The 15,869-nt window shown below is 66.2% G+C and carries 16 protein-coding genes; 9 read left to right on the top strand and 7 right to left on the bottom strand.

Annotated elements, in window-relative coordinates; translation table 11 throughout:
* The first annotated feature begins 32 nt into the window (after positions 1-32).
* Positions 33-2,351, top strand: coding sequence for a penicillin-binding protein 1B (gene mrcB / locus JF515_RS17585; protein WP_203105766.1), 2,319 nt, complete (start codon positions 33-35; stop codon positions 2,349-2,351).
* A gap of 72 nt (positions 2,352-2,423) precedes the next feature.
* Here mrcB and JF515_RS17580 read toward each other — a convergent pair whose 3' ends face one another.
* A complete protein-coding gene (locus JF515_RS17580; protein WP_203105765.1) occupies positions 2,424-3,269 on the bottom strand; it encodes an EcsC family protein in 846 nt (281 codons plus the stop codon).
* Between the two features lie 107 nt (positions 3,270-3,376).
* Here JF515_RS17580 and JF515_RS17575 point away from each other — a divergent pair, with 107 nt between their 5' ends.
* The gene (locus JF515_RS17575) at positions 3,377-3,826 is read left to right on the top strand and encodes a tetratricopeptide repeat protein (protein ID WP_203105764.1); all 450 of its coding nucleotides are present in this window, start codon (positions 3,377-3,379) and stop codon (positions 3,824-3,826) included.
* Positions 3,823-4,287, top strand: coding sequence for a Cys-tRNA(Pro) deacylase (ybaK, locus tag JF515_RS17570; protein ID WP_203105763.1), 465 nt, complete (start codon positions 3,823-3,825; stop codon positions 4,285-4,287). Before JF515_RS17575 ends, ybaK begins: the two co-directional genes overlap by 4 nt.
* An 82-nt stretch (positions 4,288-4,369) precedes the next feature.
* Here the strand turns inward: ybaK and hemL are convergent, their stop codons facing one another.
* The 4 genes from hemL to hemJ all read right to left on the bottom strand — a co-directional run bounded on the left by hemL (position 4,370) and on the right by hemJ (position 7,607).
* The gene (gene hemL, locus JF515_RS17565; protein WP_203105762.1) at positions 4,370-5,656 is read right to left on the bottom strand and encodes a glutamate-1-semialdehyde 2,1-aminomutase; all 1,287 of its coding nucleotides are present in this window, start codon (positions 5,654-5,656) and stop codon (positions 4,370-4,372) included.
* Positions 5,657-5,747: 91 nt separating this feature from the next.
* Positions 5,748-6,398, bottom strand: a complete 651-nt coding sequence (thiE, locus tag JF515_RS17560; protein ID WP_203105761.1) for a thiamine phosphate synthase — start codon at positions 6,396-6,398, stop codon at positions 5,748-5,750.
* A complete protein-coding gene (gene thiD, locus JF515_RS17555; protein WP_238401165.1) occupies positions 6,395-7,165 on the bottom strand; it encodes a bifunctional hydroxymethylpyrimidine kinase/phosphomethylpyrimidine kinase in 771 nt (256 codons plus the stop codon). Before thiD ends, thiE begins: the two co-directional genes overlap by 4 nt.
* A 19-nt stretch (positions 7,166-7,184) precedes the next feature.
* Positions 7,185-7,607 (bottom strand): protoporphyrinogen oxidase HemJ, encoded by a 423-nt coding sequence (gene hemJ / locus JF515_RS17550; protein ID WP_203105760.1) that lies wholly within the window; start codon positions 7,605-7,607, stop codon positions 7,185-7,187.
* 209 nt (positions 7,608-7,816) lie between these two features.
* Here hemJ and JF515_RS17545 point away from each other — a divergent pair, with 209 nt between their 5' ends.
* The 5 genes from JF515_RS17545 (at position 7,817) to JF515_RS17525 (ending at position 11,563) form a co-directional block, all read left to right on the top strand.
* The gene (locus JF515_RS17545) at positions 7,817-9,202 is read left to right on the top strand and encodes a chloride channel protein (RefSeq protein ID WP_338015247.1); all 1,386 of its coding nucleotides are present in this window, start codon (positions 7,817-7,819) and stop codon (positions 9,200-9,202) included.
* Between the two features lie 144 nt (positions 9,203-9,346).
* Complete coding sequence (locus JF515_RS17540; RefSeq protein WP_203105759.1) at positions 9,347-10,072, top strand: DUF6776 family protein; 726 nt, start codon at positions 9,347-9,349, stop codon at positions 10,070-10,072.
* Between the two features lie 50 nt (positions 10,073-10,122).
* Positions 10,123-10,560 carry a bactofilin family protein gene (locus tag JF515_RS17535; RefSeq protein ID WP_338015246.1) on the top strand — a complete coding sequence of 146 codons (438 nt, stop codon included), beginning with the start codon at positions 10,123-10,125 and terminating at the stop codon, positions 10,558-10,560.
* Positions 10,561-10,612: 52 nt separating this feature from the next.
* Positions 10,613-10,951: an iron-sulfur cluster insertion protein ErpA gene (gene erpA / locus JF515_RS17530; RefSeq protein ID WP_203105758.1), complete on the top strand. Its 339-nt coding sequence runs from the start codon at positions 10,613-10,615 to the stop codon at positions 10,949-10,951.
* 78 nt (positions 10,952-11,029) lie between these two features.
* Positions 11,030-11,563, top strand: coding sequence for a phosphatase PAP2 family protein (locus JF515_RS17525; protein WP_238401164.1), 534 nt, complete (start codon positions 11,030-11,032; stop codon positions 11,561-11,563).
* A gap of 7 nt (positions 11,564-11,570) precedes the next feature.
* Here the strand turns inward: JF515_RS17525 and JF515_RS17520 are convergent, their stop codons facing one another.
* Positions 11,571-12,686 carry an anhydro-N-acetylmuramic acid kinase gene (locus JF515_RS17520; protein WP_203105757.1) on the bottom strand — a complete coding sequence of 372 codons (1,116 nt, stop codon included), beginning with the start codon at positions 12,684-12,686 and terminating at the stop codon, positions 11,571-11,573.
* Positions 12,676-14,037: a peptidoglycan DD-metalloendopeptidase family protein gene (locus tag JF515_RS17515; RefSeq protein ID WP_203105756.1), complete on the bottom strand. Its 1,362-nt coding sequence runs from the start codon at positions 14,035-14,037 to the stop codon at positions 12,676-12,678. The genes JF515_RS17520 and JF515_RS17515 overlap by 11 nt, the downstream gene beginning before the upstream one ends.
* 250 nt (positions 14,038-14,287) lie before the next feature.
* Here JF515_RS17515 and tyrS point away from each other — a divergent pair, with 250 nt between their 5' ends.
* Positions 14,288-15,502 (top strand): tyrosine--tRNA ligase, encoded by a 1,215-nt coding sequence (tyrS, locus tag JF515_RS17510; RefSeq protein ID WP_203105755.1) that lies wholly within the window; start codon positions 14,288-14,290, stop codon positions 15,500-15,502.
* The last annotated feature ends 367 nt before the right edge of the window (positions 15,503-15,869 follow it).

Below are 15,869 nucleotides of genomic sequence, written 5' to 3'. Positions count from 1 at the left end.
CGGCTTCCCGGTGTCTCTCTATACTCGCGGCCATGGCGAAGAAAGCGAAAACATCGAAGAAGCGGAAAACTTCCGCTAAGCAGCGGCAGCGCCGTTGGTGGAGCTGGCGTTTCATCGGCAAGCTGGCCTTGGTCGGGCTGGTGCTGTCGGCCGCCGGCCTGGTGTATCTGGATGCCTATGTGCGTGACCGTTTCGACAGTCACGTCTGGCAGTTGCCGGCGCGGGTCTATGCCCGGCCGGTGGAGCTGTATCCCGGCCGGGTGCTGTCGCGCAACGACATGCTCAAGCTGCTGGAGCTGATGCGCTACCGGCGCGCCGCCGGCGCGCCCACGCCTGGCAGCTACACCACCGACGGCAACACCCTGGTGATCCATACCCGTGGCTTCCGCGACAGCGACGGCGGCGAGCCGTCGGAACGCCTGCGGGTGTCGCTCAGCGGAGGCCGTGTCAGTGGCCTGAGCGGTGGCGATGGCGACTCGGTGGCGCGGCTGGAGCCGCTGCAGATCGGCAGTATCCACCCGGGGCACACCGAGGACCGGGTGTTCGTGCCCCTCGACCGGGTACCGCCCCTGCTGGTGCAGATGCTGATCGCCACCGAGGACCGGGATTTCTACGACCACCACGGCATTTCCCCGCGCGGCCTGGCCCGGGCCATGGTCGCCAACGTCAAGGCCGGCGGGCTGGTCCAGGGCGGCAGTACCCTGACCCAGCAACTGGTGAAGAACTTCTGGCTCACCCAGGACCGCACCCTGGCGCGCAAGCTGGTGGAAATGCCCATGGCGGTGCTGCTCGAACTGCACTACAGCAAGGAGCAGATTCTCGAGGCCTATCTGAACGAGGTGTACCTGGGCCAGGACGGCAACCGCGCCATCCACGGCATGGGCCTGGGCGCGCAGTTTTACTTCGGTCGTCCGCTGGAGGAACTGGAGCCTCACCAGTTGGCGACCCTGGTGGCGTTGCTGAAAGGGCCCAGTTATTACGATCCGCGTCGCAACCCGGAGCGTGCCAAGTCCCGCCGCGATACCGTTCTGCGGGTGGCCCGGGATGAAGGCGCTCTCGATGATCAGGCGTTCCAGCGTTACAAGGAGCGGGACCTGGAAGTGGTGCCCCGGGGCGTCTCTCCCCTGTATGCCTTCCCCGCCTTCATCGATCTGGTGCGCCGCCAACTGGCCCGGGACTATCCGCCGGAAGTGCTCGGCGAGGACGGGATGCGTATTCACTCCACCCTGGATGTGCTGGCGCAGCTGGCCTCGGAAAGTGCCTTGCGTGACCATCTCAATCGCATCGACGGCTCCGGCGACCGCCTCAATGGTTCGGTGGTGGTGGTGGCGCCCTCGCAGGGTGACGTGCTGGCGTTGGTGAGCAGTCGCAAACCTCGTGACCATGGGTACAACCGGGCCCTGGACGCGGTGCGCCCGATCGGTTCGCTGGTCAAGCCGGCGGTGATGCTGACCGCCCTGGAGCAGCCCAAGCGTTACAGTCTGGCCACGCCGGTCCCCGACGAGCCGATCAGCGTGTCCTTGCCCAACGGCACCACCTGGACGCCCCAGAACTTCAGCGGCGAATCCCACGGACCGATCCCGATGCTCGATGCTCTGGTGCATTCCCGTAATCAGGCCACCGTGCAGCTGGGTATGGACCTGGGGCCGGGCAAGGTGGTCAAGACCCTGGATCAGCTCGGCGTGAAGCGCAAGGTGCCTGCCTATCCCAGTATCCTGCTGGGCAGCATCAACATGACCCCCTTCGAGGTAGCGATGTGGTACCAGCCGCTGGCCACCGGTGGCTTCGCCACGCCGCTTCGCTCCATCACCGATGTGCTCGACAAGAACGGCGAGCCGCTGGCCCGTTACCCGGTGGAAACCCGGGAAGTGCTCGATTCCGGCCCGGCGTTTCTGATTCAGTGGGCCATGCAGCAGGTGATCAACGACGGCACCGGTCGCGGTGCCCGCAAGGTGCTGCCTGCGGATCTGCGCGTGGCGGGCAAGACCGGCACCAGCGATGAGTACCGCGATGCCTGGTTCGCCGGCTTCTCCGGCAACCATCTGGCGGTGGTCTGGGTGGGCCGCGACAACAATCAGAGCGCCCGGGTGACCGGCGCCACCGGCGCGCTGCCGGTATGGAGCCAGTTGATGGCGTCGCTGCCGCAGACCAGCCTGCCGGAGGCGCCGCCCCCGGGCGTGGAAATGGTGTGGATGGACCCGGCCGGCGACAAGACCAGTGGCGAGGGCTGCGCCGGCGCCCGCCTTTATCCGATGCTGGAGGCCTCGATTCCGGAGAAGAGTGACGGCTGTGGCACCGTGCACAAGGCCGGCAAGGGTGTGGTGGACTGGTTCAAGGGCCTGTTCAACTGACCACCGGGGTGGGGCCATGCCGGGAGCATCGCGACTGAAGTCGCTCCTACAACGGTGATCGTAGGAGCGGCTTCAGCCGCGATGCTGTTGGCGGGCCGCCTGTTTTTCGAATTCCGCGCGGATCGCCTCGGCGCCGTAGGTTCGCTCCAGGCGTTTGACGGTGAAATGGCCCAGGGCCATGTCCTGGTAGAAGTCCGTGAACAGCGCATTCAGGGTGGCACCGGTAGCGGCGCCGATGATCGGTACCGCCTGGGCCGCCACCTTGTTGGTGATCACCACGCCGAAGCGCTCCGCCACCTTTTCGATCAGGCGAGCCATCCACTTGCCCGTCTGGGTGGATGTCATCAGTCGGGCGCTCTGGCCGGCGCCCTGGCGGGCGGCGATCTCCGCCAACTCCCGGGACAACTGGTTCATGGCCTGGGTGGCGAAGCCGCGCGCCATGTAATAGCCGGTCTCCGCCGCGTCGTCCTGGTCCGTGGGGCCGCCCATGGCGAACACCTCCAGGCAGGCCGCCTTGGTATCCATGTCGCTAAGGTCGAAGCCCTCGGCCCGGGCCACGTCCGCCACGGCGCGCATCATCAGGGTGGTGGAAACCGGTAATTCGGCGAGCAGGGAAGTCAGGCCAAAGGCGCCGCCCACCGCCCCGGAGGCCGCCGCGTAGAGCTTGTGGCGCCGTGTCGAGGCGGCGGTGTGGGGGCGGTTCTCCAGGCTCCACAGGGCGGCGTCCACGGCCTTGCGCAGCGCCGTTTCCACGGCCTCGTTGATGCGCGCGGACGCGGCGGCGGGCAGCCGTCTCACCGCGCCCTCGATGGGCGAGCCGACCAGGTTGGATAGCCGGGCGGTGACGCTGGGCGCGGTCAGCAGGGCCACCGCCTTTTTCAGCGCCGCGTAATCCTCGGGATGGTCGCGAATTTCCATGGAATATCCGGTGTGCGGGTCGGATCACAACTGTAGCCGTGGCCAACGGCGAGGAAAAGCAGCAGAATTCCGCCCATTCCCGCGAACACAAAACGAGGACTGCAACGATGCCGCAAGGACCGGTTCGACTGATTTTCCTGGCCGCGCTGCTGGTCTCCGGCTGTTCGGTGATGCCGCCGGCCGAGGAGGCGCAGACGCCGGTGACCGCCGACACCGAACTGGCCGGCTCGCCGGCGCTGTCGCTGCTGGAGCGTGCTGACCAGGCCCGTGATCAGGGGCGTATGGCCGCCGCCGGCCGCTATCTGGAACGGGCGTTGACCATGGCTCCCAACTCTTCCTGGCTGTACCGGGAGCTGGCGTTGCTGCGCCTGGAGGAGGGTGATCCCGCCGGCGCGGAGGGGCTGGCCCGGCGTGCCCTGCGCCTGGCGCCGGACAACGATGCCTACCGGGCCGATCTCTGGGAACTGGTGGCCGCGGCGCGCGCCGAGCAGGGTGATCCGGACGGCGCCGATGCCGCCCGCAAGCGGGCTGAAAGCCTGCGTAGGGATCGCGCATGACGCCGGCGGTGAAGGTCGCCGAGAGAGCCGGCGTCGACTTTCATCTGCACGCCTATGAGCACGATCCCCAGGCGGAAAGCTATGGCCGCGAAGCGGCGGAGGCCCTGGGGCTGGCTCCGGAACGCGTGTTCAAGACACTGCTGGCGGAGGTGGATGGCAAGGTTCAGGTGGCCATGGTGCCGGTGGACCACAGCCTCGATCTCAAGGCTCTGGCGCGGGCGGCGGGCGGTAAGAAGGCGGCCATGGTGGACGGCCCGAGGGCGGAGCGGCTCACCGGCTATGTGCTCGGTGGGATCAGCCCGCTGGGACAGAAAAAGCGTCTGCCCCTGTGGCTGGATGACAGCGCCGACCAGCAGCCGAGCCTGTACATGAGCGCCGGCCGGCGCGGGTTGGAAATCGAGATGGCGCCGGCGGATCTGCTGGCCTTGACCGGCGGTCGGCTGGCGCCGCTGGCGCGCTGATCGGGTAGCGCGGCTGAAGCCGCTGTAAAAATACCGTGGGAGCGGCTTCAGCCGCGATACCCTTGCTACAGCGTGGTGAAGGTTATAGCGCCGCGAAGGCGCCGCGCGCCGCCTCCAGGGTGGCATCAATGTGCTCGTCACCGTGGGCGATGGACACGAAGCCGGCTTCGAAAGCACTGGGCGCCAGGTACACGCCGCGATCCAGCATGGCGTTGAAGAAGGCGCCGAAGCGGGCCTGGTCGCAGGCCATCACTTCGTCGAACCGGGTGATCCGGGTTTGCTCGGTGAAGTACAGGCCGAACATGCCGCCCGCCCGGGTGGTGTGGAAGGCGATGCCCGCTTCCCGGGCCAGGGTGGCCATGCCCTCGGTGAGTTTCTCGGTCTTGGCGGCCAGTTCCTCGTGGAAACCCTCGCGGCGCAGTTGCCGGAGAGTGGCCAGGCCGGCGGCCATGGCCACCGGGTTACCGGACAGCGTGCCGGCCTGGTAGACCGGGCCCAGCGGTGACAGGTGCTCCATGATCGCCTTCTTGCCACCCAGGGCGCCCACCGGCATGCCGCCGCCGATGATCTTGCCCAGGGTGGTCAGGTCCGGGGTCACGCCATAGAGCGCCTGGGCACCGCCCAGGGCCACCCGGAAGCCGGTCATCACCTCGTCGAAGATCAATACCGCGCCGTGTTCGTCGCAATACTTGCGCAGCGCTTCCAGGAAGCCCTGGGTGGGAGGCACGCAGTTCATGTTGCCGGCCACCGGCTCAACGATCACGGCGGCGATCTCATCGCCCCGGGCCCTGAACACTTCCTCCAGGCCGCCGGCGTCGTTGTAATTGAGCGTCAGGGTGTCGTCGGTGACCGCCTTGGGCACGCCGGGGGAACTGGGGGTGCCCAGGGTCAGGGCGCCGGAGCCGGCCTTTACCAGCAGGCTGTCCACATGGCCGTGGTAGCAGCCTTCGAATTTGATGATCTTGTCGCGGCCGGTGTAACCGCGCGCCAGGCGGATGGCGCTCATGGTCGCCTCGGTGCCGGAGTTGACCATGCGCACCATGTCCATGGAGGGCACCAGCTCACAGACCAGATCCGCCATGTCCACCTCGGCGGCGGTGGGCGCGCCGAAGCTGAGGCCGTCGGCCGCCGCTTTCTGAACCGCCTCTCGCACCGCCTCGTTGTTGTGGCCCAGGATCATCGGGCCCCAGGAACCCACGTAGTCCACGTAGCGGTTGTCGTCCTCGTCATAAAGCCAGGGGCCCTCCGCGCGGTGGAAGAACACCGGCGTGCCGCCCACGCCCTTGAAGGCGCGCACCGGGGAGTTCACACCCCCTGGAATATGCTGCTGGGCGCGACGGAACAACTGCTCGGAATGCGTGCGACTCATTGGGACTCCTTGGAAGATAAACGGGCCTTAGTCTACTCCCTGCCCGAAATTCTGTCAGACGGACATGGCACTTTTCCTACCGGCGTGGGTATTAACGGTGCGCGAACAGGCCGGCCAGGCGGCGGGCGGCGGCTTCCACGGCGGCGTCGTCCGGGGCGCCGAACAAGCCATGGATCACCGCTACCGCGTCGGCGCCGGCCTCGATCAGGGAGGCGGCGTTATCGGCGTTGATACCGCCGATGGCCACCAGGGGCTGGCGGAAGCGGCGCCGGGCCTCGCGCAGGGTATCCAGGTCCGCCGGAGGCGCCTGGGGTTTGGTGCGCGACGGGAAAAAACGACCCAGGGCCAGATAGTCGGCGCCTTCTTCGGCGGCTTGCCGGGCCAGCTCCAGGCTGCCGTGACAGGACACGCCGATCAGCTTGCCGCTACCCAGCATGGTGCGGGCGGCGTCGATGCGCCCGTCGCTTTGGCCGAGGTGCACGCCGTCGGCTTCCACCTCGGCGGCCAGGGCCGGGTCGTCATTGACGATGAACAGGGCGCCGTATTCCTGGCACAGCAGCGCCAGGCGGGCGGCGCGGTGACGGCGGGTGGCGGTGTCGGCGTGCTTGTCGCGGTACTGCAGCATGGCGGCACCGCCGCGCAGGGCGGCGGCGCCGGCGTCCAGCACCCGTTCGCCGGGGCACAGATCCGGGTCGGTGACCGCGTACAGGCCGCGCACGCGGTGGGTTTCGGGAGCGCTCATGGCTGGAACCTCCGGTCGGGAACGAACTGGCCGCCGCCGGGCCGCCAGGCATCACGCAGGCCCTGGTGGAGCCACGCCTGGGCGGCGCCGGTGGCGTCGTCGAGGGCGTCGCCCCGGGCCAGTCGGGTGGCCAGGGCGGAAGCCAGGGTGCAGCCGGAGCCGTGGTAGACCTCCGGCAGGCGTGGCCAGTCCCAATGGTGGCGGCGTTCGCCGTGGAACAGATGATTGCTGACCTGGTCGGTATCGTCGTGGGTGCCGGTGACCAGCACCGCGCGCCCGGTGCGCGCGGCCAGAGCCGTGCCGGCGGCGTCCACCCCGCTTTCGCCGCTGAGCTTCTCCGCCTCCGGCAGGTTGGGAGTGAGCACCGTGGTCAGCGGCGCCAGGCGGTTAAGCATGGTCTCGGCGAGATCTCCCTGGGACAGGCTGCCGCCGGCTTCGGCGGCGAGCACCGGATCCAGCACCACCGGCACGCCCGGCAGACGCGCCAGTAGCCGGGCTATCCATTCCACCATTGCCACCGAGCCGGTCATGCCGATCTTCACCGCCTGGTAATGGTAGTCGGCGAGCAGGGCATCGGCCTGGCGTTCCAGCAACTCGATGGGGGTGAGCTGGAAGCCGGTGACGTTGCGGCTGTTTTGCACCGTGAGGGCGGTGATCAGGGTGCTGGCGAAGCCACCCAGGGCGTGGATCGCTTCGATGTCGGCGTGAATGCCGGCACCCCCGGAGGGGTCGTGGCCGGCGATCACCAGAATATTGGGTTTCATCATGGGCTCCCGTGGTCGCCGTTCAGAAAGGGCGCACCACCACCAGGATAACAATGGCGATCAGCAACAACACCGGGATTTCGTTGAACACCCGGTAGAACTTGTGGCTCTTGGTGTTGGCGTCGGCGGCGAACTTCTTCAAGTAGGCCAGGCACACGTGGTGGTAGCCGATCAGCAACACCACCAGCGCCAGCTTGGCGTGCATCCAGCCCTGGGTCTTGTAGTAGTCCCAGCGCAGCACCAGCATCCACGCGCCCAGCAGCACGGTGGCGATCATGGACGGGTTCATGATGCCCCGGTAGAGCTTGCGTTCCATGATCTTGAAGCGATCCCGGCTGGTCTGGTCCTCGGCCATGGCGTGATAAACGAACAGCCGGGGCAGGTAGAAGATGCCGGCGAACCAGCAGATCACGGCGATAATGTGGAAGGCCTTCAGCCACAGCATAGGGAGCGTCTCCGACGAACGCCGGCGCTACCGGCGTAGAGGTTGCTTACAAGTTGATCGGGGCGCGGCATTGGAGTGTTGCCGCTTCGGGGGGCTATACTAAAGCCGTCCGTAAATGATCCCAACATTCTTTCCTGCCCGGTCGCCCGCGCGGCGATCTCGCAAGCGCGGCCCCACCGAGCCGCCCGACCCGAACAAAGAGGAGTGCCGTGAACAAGCCAAAGCGCGCCAGCCGTCTGCTGCGATACTACCTGTTTCGCACCCGGCGTCTGACACGCAGGCAGCTCGGCACCCTGGAAGACTGGAAAATGCGGGTGGTGTTCTGGATCGGCGCCCTGCTGGTGGGGCTGGTCACGGTGGGGTTCGCCTGGGTGGCGGAGTATTGCGCCAGCCTGTTCTTTCAGATGCAACAGCGCTCCGCGCTGCTGCCGATTCTGGTCACGCCGTTGGGCATGCTGCTGGTGGTGGCGCTGATGCGCCGCACCGGGCCGGAGTCCCAGGGCAGTGGTATCCCCCAGGTGCTGGTGGTCCTTAAGCAGCGTTATCACTGGTTGCGTCCCACCTTTCTTTCCTTTCGCGTGATCATGATGAAATTCGCGCTGACCTGCATGGGCCTGCTGTGTGGCGCCAGCATCGGGCGCGAAGGGCCGAGCGTGCACATGGGCGCTGCGATGATGTATTCGGTGGGCCGGATCGGGCGGCTGCAGCAAAAGTACGTGGATACCTCTCTGATCGTCGCCGGCGGTGCCGCCGGCGTGTCGGCGGCGTTCAACGCACCGCTGGCGGGGATCGTGTTCGCCATCGAGGAACTGGCCGGCTCCTTCGAGCAACGCAGCAGCGGTACTCTGATCCTGGCGATTATCCTGTCCGGCGTGGTGGTGCTGGCGATCGCCGGCCACTACAGCTTCTTCGGCCACCCCGAGGGGACCCTGGACATCACCCGCGACTGGCTGGCCGTTGGCGTCACCGCGGTGGTGTGCGGCCTTCTGGGCGGCGCCTTCAGCCGCATGCTGATCGCCGGCAGCCGCTTCCTGTCACCGTACGCGCGCCAGCATCCCTACCGGGTGGTGCTGTTGTGCGCCCTGGTGGTGGTGTTTCTCGGCCTGGTCACCGGGGGCGCCACCTACGGAAGCGGTTATGAACAGGCGCGCCACCTGCTGGCCGGCGAGACCCAGGGCGACTGGACCTTCCCGCTGGCCAAGATGGCCGCCACCCTGGTGTCCTACTTCACCGGGATTCCCGGTGGTCTGTTCTCCCCCAGCCTGGCGGCCGGCGCCGGTGTCGGCAATGTGATTGGCGGGCTGTTCCCGGGGATTTCCGTGGTCGGGCTCACCCTGGTCGCCATGGCCGCCTTCCTGGCGGCGGTGATTCAGCGTCCGATCACTTCCTTCGTGATCGTCATGGAGCTCACCGGCAACCGCCACGATATCCTCTTGCCGTTGATGGCGGGGGCTTTCATGGCGGCGGGTATCTCCAAGATCGTCTGGCTGCGCCCGCTCTATGACTCCCTGGCGGAGCGGCTTCAGGAAGGCGAGGGCATGGCCCTGGACCGCGCCCGGGTGGTGGGTACTGAGGGCGGCGAGGAAAAACGCTGAGTTGCCGCCCCCGTCGACGGTGCCTATCATTCGGGTTTTCCCGAATGAAGCTTTGATGGAGTTCCTGTCTATGGCCCAGCCGACAAGGCTCGCGGAGTGGACGATGGCCGTGATCGGCCCGGTCCTCGGCGGGGCCGGCCACTGATGGCGCGCCGCGACCGTCCCCGCGCCGGCGTGGACGACGTGGTGCTGATGCCGGTGAGCCCGTCCCGGCGGCGGCGCCGGCTGGCGCTGGCCACGGTGCTGGCGGTGCTGGCGGTACTGATCGCCTTCGGCGCCGGTATCTGGCTGGCGCGGGGCGGTGCACTGGACCAGGACCGCCGCAACCAGGAGTTGCGCACCGACCTTCAGCAGGCCCGCGACCGGCTGGCCAGCGCCCGCCATGATCTCGCCCGGTTCCGGGCCGACGCCCAGGTTTCCGATCAGGCCGGCGAGCAGTTGCGTCAGGAAATCCGCGGGTTGCGTGATCAGATGGCGGAACTGGAAGAAGCGGTGGCGTTCTACAAGAACGTGATGTCCCCGGGCACCGTCGACCAGCCCCTGCAGGTGCAGAAGTTCGAGGTGGTGCCGGCTGACGGTGAGCGCCGCTTCCGCTATCGGCTGATTCTGGTTCAGGCCGGCGACAATCGTGGCTATCTGTCGGGCCGGGTGAGCCTGAGACTCAAGGGCACCCAAGACGGGGAGGCGGTGACCGTGGAGGCCGACGATCTGCTCGACGAGAGCAGCGATTTGCGCTTCAGGTTCCGTTATTTCCAGGAGCTTTCCGGTACCTTGACGGTGCCGGAAGTGCTGCAGGTGAGCGCGCTGGAGATGACCGCGCGCGCCACCGGTGGCCGGCGGGGCGAAGTCACCCAGAGCCTGCCATGGTGATGGGCTGGTTCCGCCCTCAGCGAAACCGACCGACAAGCAGGAGAGAGCAGGTGAGGCGAGACAAAAAAAACGCGGGTGGTCAGAATTTCCGTGACCACACCCTGATCGCCCCCAGTGCCCGCGTCGTGGGGGACATTGAGTTCAACGGCGGCTTGCACATCCAGGGGGAAGTGGACGGCAACATCACCGTCGGCGAACAAGGGGGGCAGTTGGTGATTGGTGAGAGTGGCGTGGTGCGTGGCGAAATCCGCGTGCCCCGGATCACCATCAATGGCCGGGTGGAGGGCGACGTCAACGCCACCGAGCACCTGGAACTGGCCGACAAGGCCCAGGTCGAGGGCAATGTTTTCTACGTGATGATCGAGATGCTCATGGGTGCCCGGGTCAACGGCAAGCTGGTGCGCCTGGATGAAGAGCGGCGCAACCTGCCGGCACCGGAAAAATCCGGGGCCGCCGATGGTGACCGTGTCTCGCCGGAGAATTCTTGACTGTAACACTCGGGTATTGGACCATGAGCGGGTGATAGCATTTCAGGCCGACATGAGCGATTCCAGTCCCATCATTCTGACCGAACGGGCCGCCGCCAAGGTGCGCGAGCTCCGTGACGACGAAGGCAACCCCGACCTCAAGCTGCGGGTGTACATCACCGGTGGCGGCTGCGCGGGGTTTTCCTATGGGTTCACCTTTGACGAGGCCGTCAACGAGGATGACACCGCCGTCGATCGCGAGGGCGTGACCCTGCTGGTGGACGCCATGAGCATCCAGTACCTGGACGGCTCCGAGGTGGACTACGAGCAGGGGCTGATGGGGTCCCGATTCATCGTCAACAACCCCAACGCCGCCACCACCTGTGGCTGTGGTTCCTCCTTCTCGGTATGATCGGGGGAACCGTCGCCGTCATCTAACGGTCATCAAAGTATCAGAGGATTGTCGTCAACGGCACGGAAGCTGGAGGACATGATGATACAGCGACCTTCACTACAGAGAATGACCGCCGCCGATACCCGCGCCATCTGCTGGTTATTGCGGCAGCCCCGGGCGGCGCATCGCGCGCAACTGGCCCGTGGTATCTCCCGGCTCGGCGACGGCCCCTTCTACGTATTTCTGATTCTCGTCATCTGGTTGCTTGATCGCGCCCACGGCGCCCAGTTCGCGTTGGCGGCGGTGATTGCCTACGGTCTTGAAGTGCCGGCGTTCATGGCGCTCAAGAATCTCATCAAGCGGCCCCGACCGGCGGATATGGACGATTCCCTGTGCGTGTTTCTGCAGCCGGCGGACCGTTTCAGCTTCCCCTCCGGCCACACCGCGGCGGCCTTCGTGATGGCGACGCTTATGGGGGTATTCTATCCGGTGGCGGCCACTCTGGCTTTGGCGTTCGCCATGCTGGTGGGGTTGTCCCGGGTCTTGCTGGGCGTGCATTACCCATCCGACATCGGCGCCGGTGCTTTGCTCGGCGCGGTCTGCGCCTTGGCGGGCACGCTGTTCGTCTAGAAGCCGCTTAATCCGGCACGGTCAGCCGTCCCAGCACCGCCGGACGACGGGCGCCGGTTACCGCCGGCGCGTTGCCGGGCACCCGCTCCCACCAGGCCCAGGCCAGCCAGGCGAACGCCGCCGCCTCCACCCGGTCCGGCGCCAATCCGGCCACTTCGGTGCTTTCCGCGTCGATGCCCAGCCGCCGCGACAGGCGCTTCATCAGGTCCTGGTTATGGGCGCCGCCACCGCACACCAGTAGTCGTTGAGGGGCGAAGCCAGCCAGGGCGTCGGCCACGCCGCGGGCGGTAAGTTCCGCCAGGGTGGCTTGCACGTCCCGGGGCGCCATGGTGTGGTTCAGGAAAGGGGCCAGCCAGTCCGGATGGAAATACTCCCGACCGGTGCTCTTTGGTGGCGGCAACTGGAAGTAGGAATCCGCCAGCAGGGCGTCGAGCAGGTCGGGAAGCACCCGCCCTCCGGCGGCCCAGGCGCCGTTCCGGTCGAAGGCGCCGCCCTGGTGGCGCTGGTGCCAGAGGTCCAGCAGGGTATTGGCGGGGCCGGTGTCGAACCCGCCAGTCAGCGTGCCACGGTCGAGCAGGCTCACATTGGCGATGCCACCCAGGTTGAGCACCGCCACGCGGCGCGCCGGATCAGCGAACAGGTGCTCGTGGAAGCGAGGCGCCAGCGGCGCGCCCTGGCCACCGAGCACCATATCCTTGTTGCGGAAATCATGAATCACCGGGATGCCGGTGGCGGTGGCCAGGGTGTCCGGGCAGCCCAACTGCAGACTGAAGCCGTCCTCTCCGCCGGGCCGGTGGCGCACGGTCTGCCCGTGGCAGCCGATGGCCGTGACCCGGTCCGCGCTGATGGCGGCGCTGTCCAGCAACGCGGTCACGGCTTCGGCGTAAATCCGCCCAAGGGCGCGGTGGCAGGGCCCGGCGCGATCGATCTCGTCGGCGCCGGGGCGGGTCAGGCTCGACAGGCTGTCGCGAAGGGGGGCGGGCAGGGCGCGGCTATCGGTGGCCAGCAGTTCCACCCGTCGGTGGCCGAAGCGAGCCAGAACGGCGTCCACGCCGTCCAGGCTTGTGCCGGTCATCAGGCCGGCGAATAACCTTCCGGAGGACAACGCTCCCTCAGAGGACATTGCTGCTGGCCAGAGTGGCGGCCTCGGCGAACAGGGTCATCTGAGCTTCCATCCGTTTCGCCTGGACCAGGAACTGGGGTTTCTCGTTGTCGGACACGCTCTGCGCCTTGGGCAGAGGCACGGTTTGCGGGTTGCGGTGCACCCCGTCGACCCGGAACTCATAGTGCAGATGGGGGCCGGTGGCCAGACCGGACATGCCCACATAGCCAATGGTCTGGTTCTGGTTGACGCGGCTGCCGACGCGGATGCCCCGGGCGAAGCCGCGCATGTGCGCGTACAGCGTGGTATAGCGTTGGCCGTGCTTGAGGATCAAAACATTGCCGTAGCCACCCTTGACCCCGGCGAAGATCACCTTGCCCTTGCCGGCGGCTTTGATCGGCGTGCCGCTCGGGGCCGCGTAATCAATGCCCCGGTGGGCGCGCACCTTGTTGAGGATCGGGTGCTTGCGGCCCAGATTGAAGCGCGAACTGATGCGCGAGAAGGCCACCGGGGTACGGATGAATTCCTTGCGCATGGAGCGTCCTTCGCTGTCGAAGTAGTCGGCGTCGCCGGACCGGGTTTCGAAGCGGTAGGCGGTCAGGTGCCGGCCCTGGGTCCAGAACTCCGCCGCCAGGATGTTGCCGGTGCCGACCTTCTCACCGTCCAGGTAGAGTTCCTCGTACAGGACGCGGAAGCGGTCACCATTGCGGATATCGAGCACGAAATCGATGTCCCAGCCAAAAATGTTGGCCAGTTGCATGGTCAGGTTGTCGCTCATGCCGGCGGCGTGCCCGGCCAGGAACAGGGAATTGTCGATGGTCGCCTCGGCGAAGCGGACACGGCGCTGATACTCGCGGGTCTCGCTTTGCACTTGCCAGCGGCCATCGTCGCCCAGGGTGGCCTTGACGGTCTGTATGCGGGTCGGGTGGTAGCGCAGGGCGTTGAGTTCGCCGTCGTCGTCCAGGGTAATGCCGAGGGTCTCCCCGGGGCGGATACGGGCCAGCGCAGCCAGTCGTTCGTCGCCGGTCACCAGCCGGTGTACCTGGGCCGCCGTGACGCCATGTTCCTGCAGCAGGGCGGAAAGGGTGTCACCGGATTGTACTTCCAGTTCTATCCACTCGGGCTCCGGGGGAGCCGGGGCCGGCCGCGGGCGTGCCGGTTGAGTGGTCGCCACCGGGCTTGCGGCCCCGGTCGCGGGGGCGGTGCCGGGTTTCGGCAGGGTCAGGGCTTGTTTGCGTTCCGGATGGCTTTCGCCGGATTCCGGACTCAGCGCCATGGCGACCACGGTGATGGCCAGAGCGGCGGAAAGGGCGAGATGCAAACGGGGAAATCGGCGCACCATGCGGCCGAGGGCGGAAAAATTCATGCTCATCTGGTCGCTACACTCTGAGGTGGCCGCCTGGGGCATTGATGGCGGGCCTCCGGTTGTACGGGATGGGGAGGTCCCTTGAATTGCAGCAAAGATACCCGCCTTCTACCGGCGCCTTCAAGTGCTACAATAGCCAGCTTTTCCGGGCCTCGCGGTCCCGGCGGATGCCTGGTGTGACCGCCGCGGGGTGGTCGGGTTCCCTGTCAGTCAGTCTGGCGGCGCCGCGCGGTGCGCCCCATGAATCGAGGTGGTAATGGTCAAGCTGGAAGATCGAGAGGTGGAAGAACAAATGGCGCTGCTGTCACGCGGCGCCGATGAAATCATCCAGGAAGACGAGCTGCGCGAGCGCATCGCCAGTGGTCGCCCGCTGCGGGTCAAGGCCGGGTTCGACCCCACCGCGCCGGATCTCCACCTTGGGCATACGGTGCTGATCAACAAGCTGCGCCAGTTCCAGGAACTCGGCCACCATGTCATGTTCCTGATCGGCGACTTCACCGGCATGATCGGTGACCCCACGGGCAAGAGTGCCACCCGGCCGGCGCTGACGCCGGAGGAGATCGAGCGCAATGCCGAGACCTACAAGGAACAGGTGTTCAAGATTCTCGACCCGGAGAAGACCGAGGTGGTGTTCAATTCCACCTGGATGAACCAGGTTGGCGCCGCCGGCATGATCAAGCTGGCCGGCCAGTACACCGTGGCGCGCATGCTGGAACGGGATGACTTCGACAAGCGCTACCGGGCCAACCAGTCCATCGCCATTCATGAGTTCCTCTATCCGCTGGTCCAGGGCTACGACTCCGTGGCCATGAAAGCGGACGTGGAGCTGGGCGGCACCGACCAGAAGTTCAACCTGCTGATGGGGCGTACCCTGCAGAAGGCCCACGGCCAGGCGCCGCAGATCTGTCTGACCATGCCGATCCTGGAAGGCCTGGATGGCGTCCAGAAAATGTCCAAGTCGCTGAAGAACTACGTGGGCGTCAACGACGCGCCGGGGGAGATGTACCGTAAGCTGCTGTCGATCCCGGATGATCTGACCTGGCGTTATTACGAACTGCTCAGCGGGCTTTCCAACGAGGCTTTGGCGGAGCGCAAGGCCGAAGCCGGGCGGCTCGGCAGTCCCCAGGAGGCGAAGAAGGCGTTCGCTCTAGAAATGGTGACCCGCTTCCATGGCGAGGAGGCGGCTCGCTCCGCGCCGTCCTCCGCTGGCAACCTCACTGCTCTGGGAGATATCCCCGACAACGTGCCGGAAGTGGAGGTGGTCCTGGAGGAAGGTGACGACATTCACGTGGTGCCGCTGCTGCGGCTCGCCGGCCTGGCCCAGAATGGCAAGGCCGCCAAGGATGTGTTCGGCCGGGGCGCCGTTTATGTGGACGGCCAGCAGCTCACCGAAGAGCGAACCTTTGCCCGGGGCGAGAGCCCGGTGATCCAGGCGGGCAAAAAGAAGATCGCGCGGGTAATCATTAAGTAAATCAATAGGTTGTGCGTATTTCTGGCCGCCGGAAGGCGGCAGCGACTGGGTGAAAACTGAGCGACCGGAAAGAATTTCCAGAAAAGCGGGAAAAAAGGTTTGACAGGTACGGCCCGATCCGTAGAATGCGCACTCCTCGACGGGGCAACGACGCAAGACGCCGAACGCTCCGCGGCTCTTTAACAATCAGGCAAGCAAACGTGTGGGACCTGTTCGAAGTAGGTGTCTAAAAAGATATCGGCTTTGAGCAAGTCAACCTAGTTGAATTTGTTTCGAGCTGAGCATGCTTTAAGTGCGAAGGCACTTTAAAGACTTAATCGAACTGAAGAGTTTGATCATGGCTCAGATTGAACGCTGGCGGCAGGCC

Origin of the sequence: Alloalcanivorax marinus (assembly GCF_016785095.1) — a bacterium.
Taxonomy (GTDB): Bacteria; Pseudomonadota; Gammaproteobacteria; order Pseudomonadales; family Alcanivoracaceae; genus Alloalcanivorax; species Alloalcanivorax marinus_A.
This window is presented reverse-complemented; position numbering and strand designations above follow the sequence as displayed.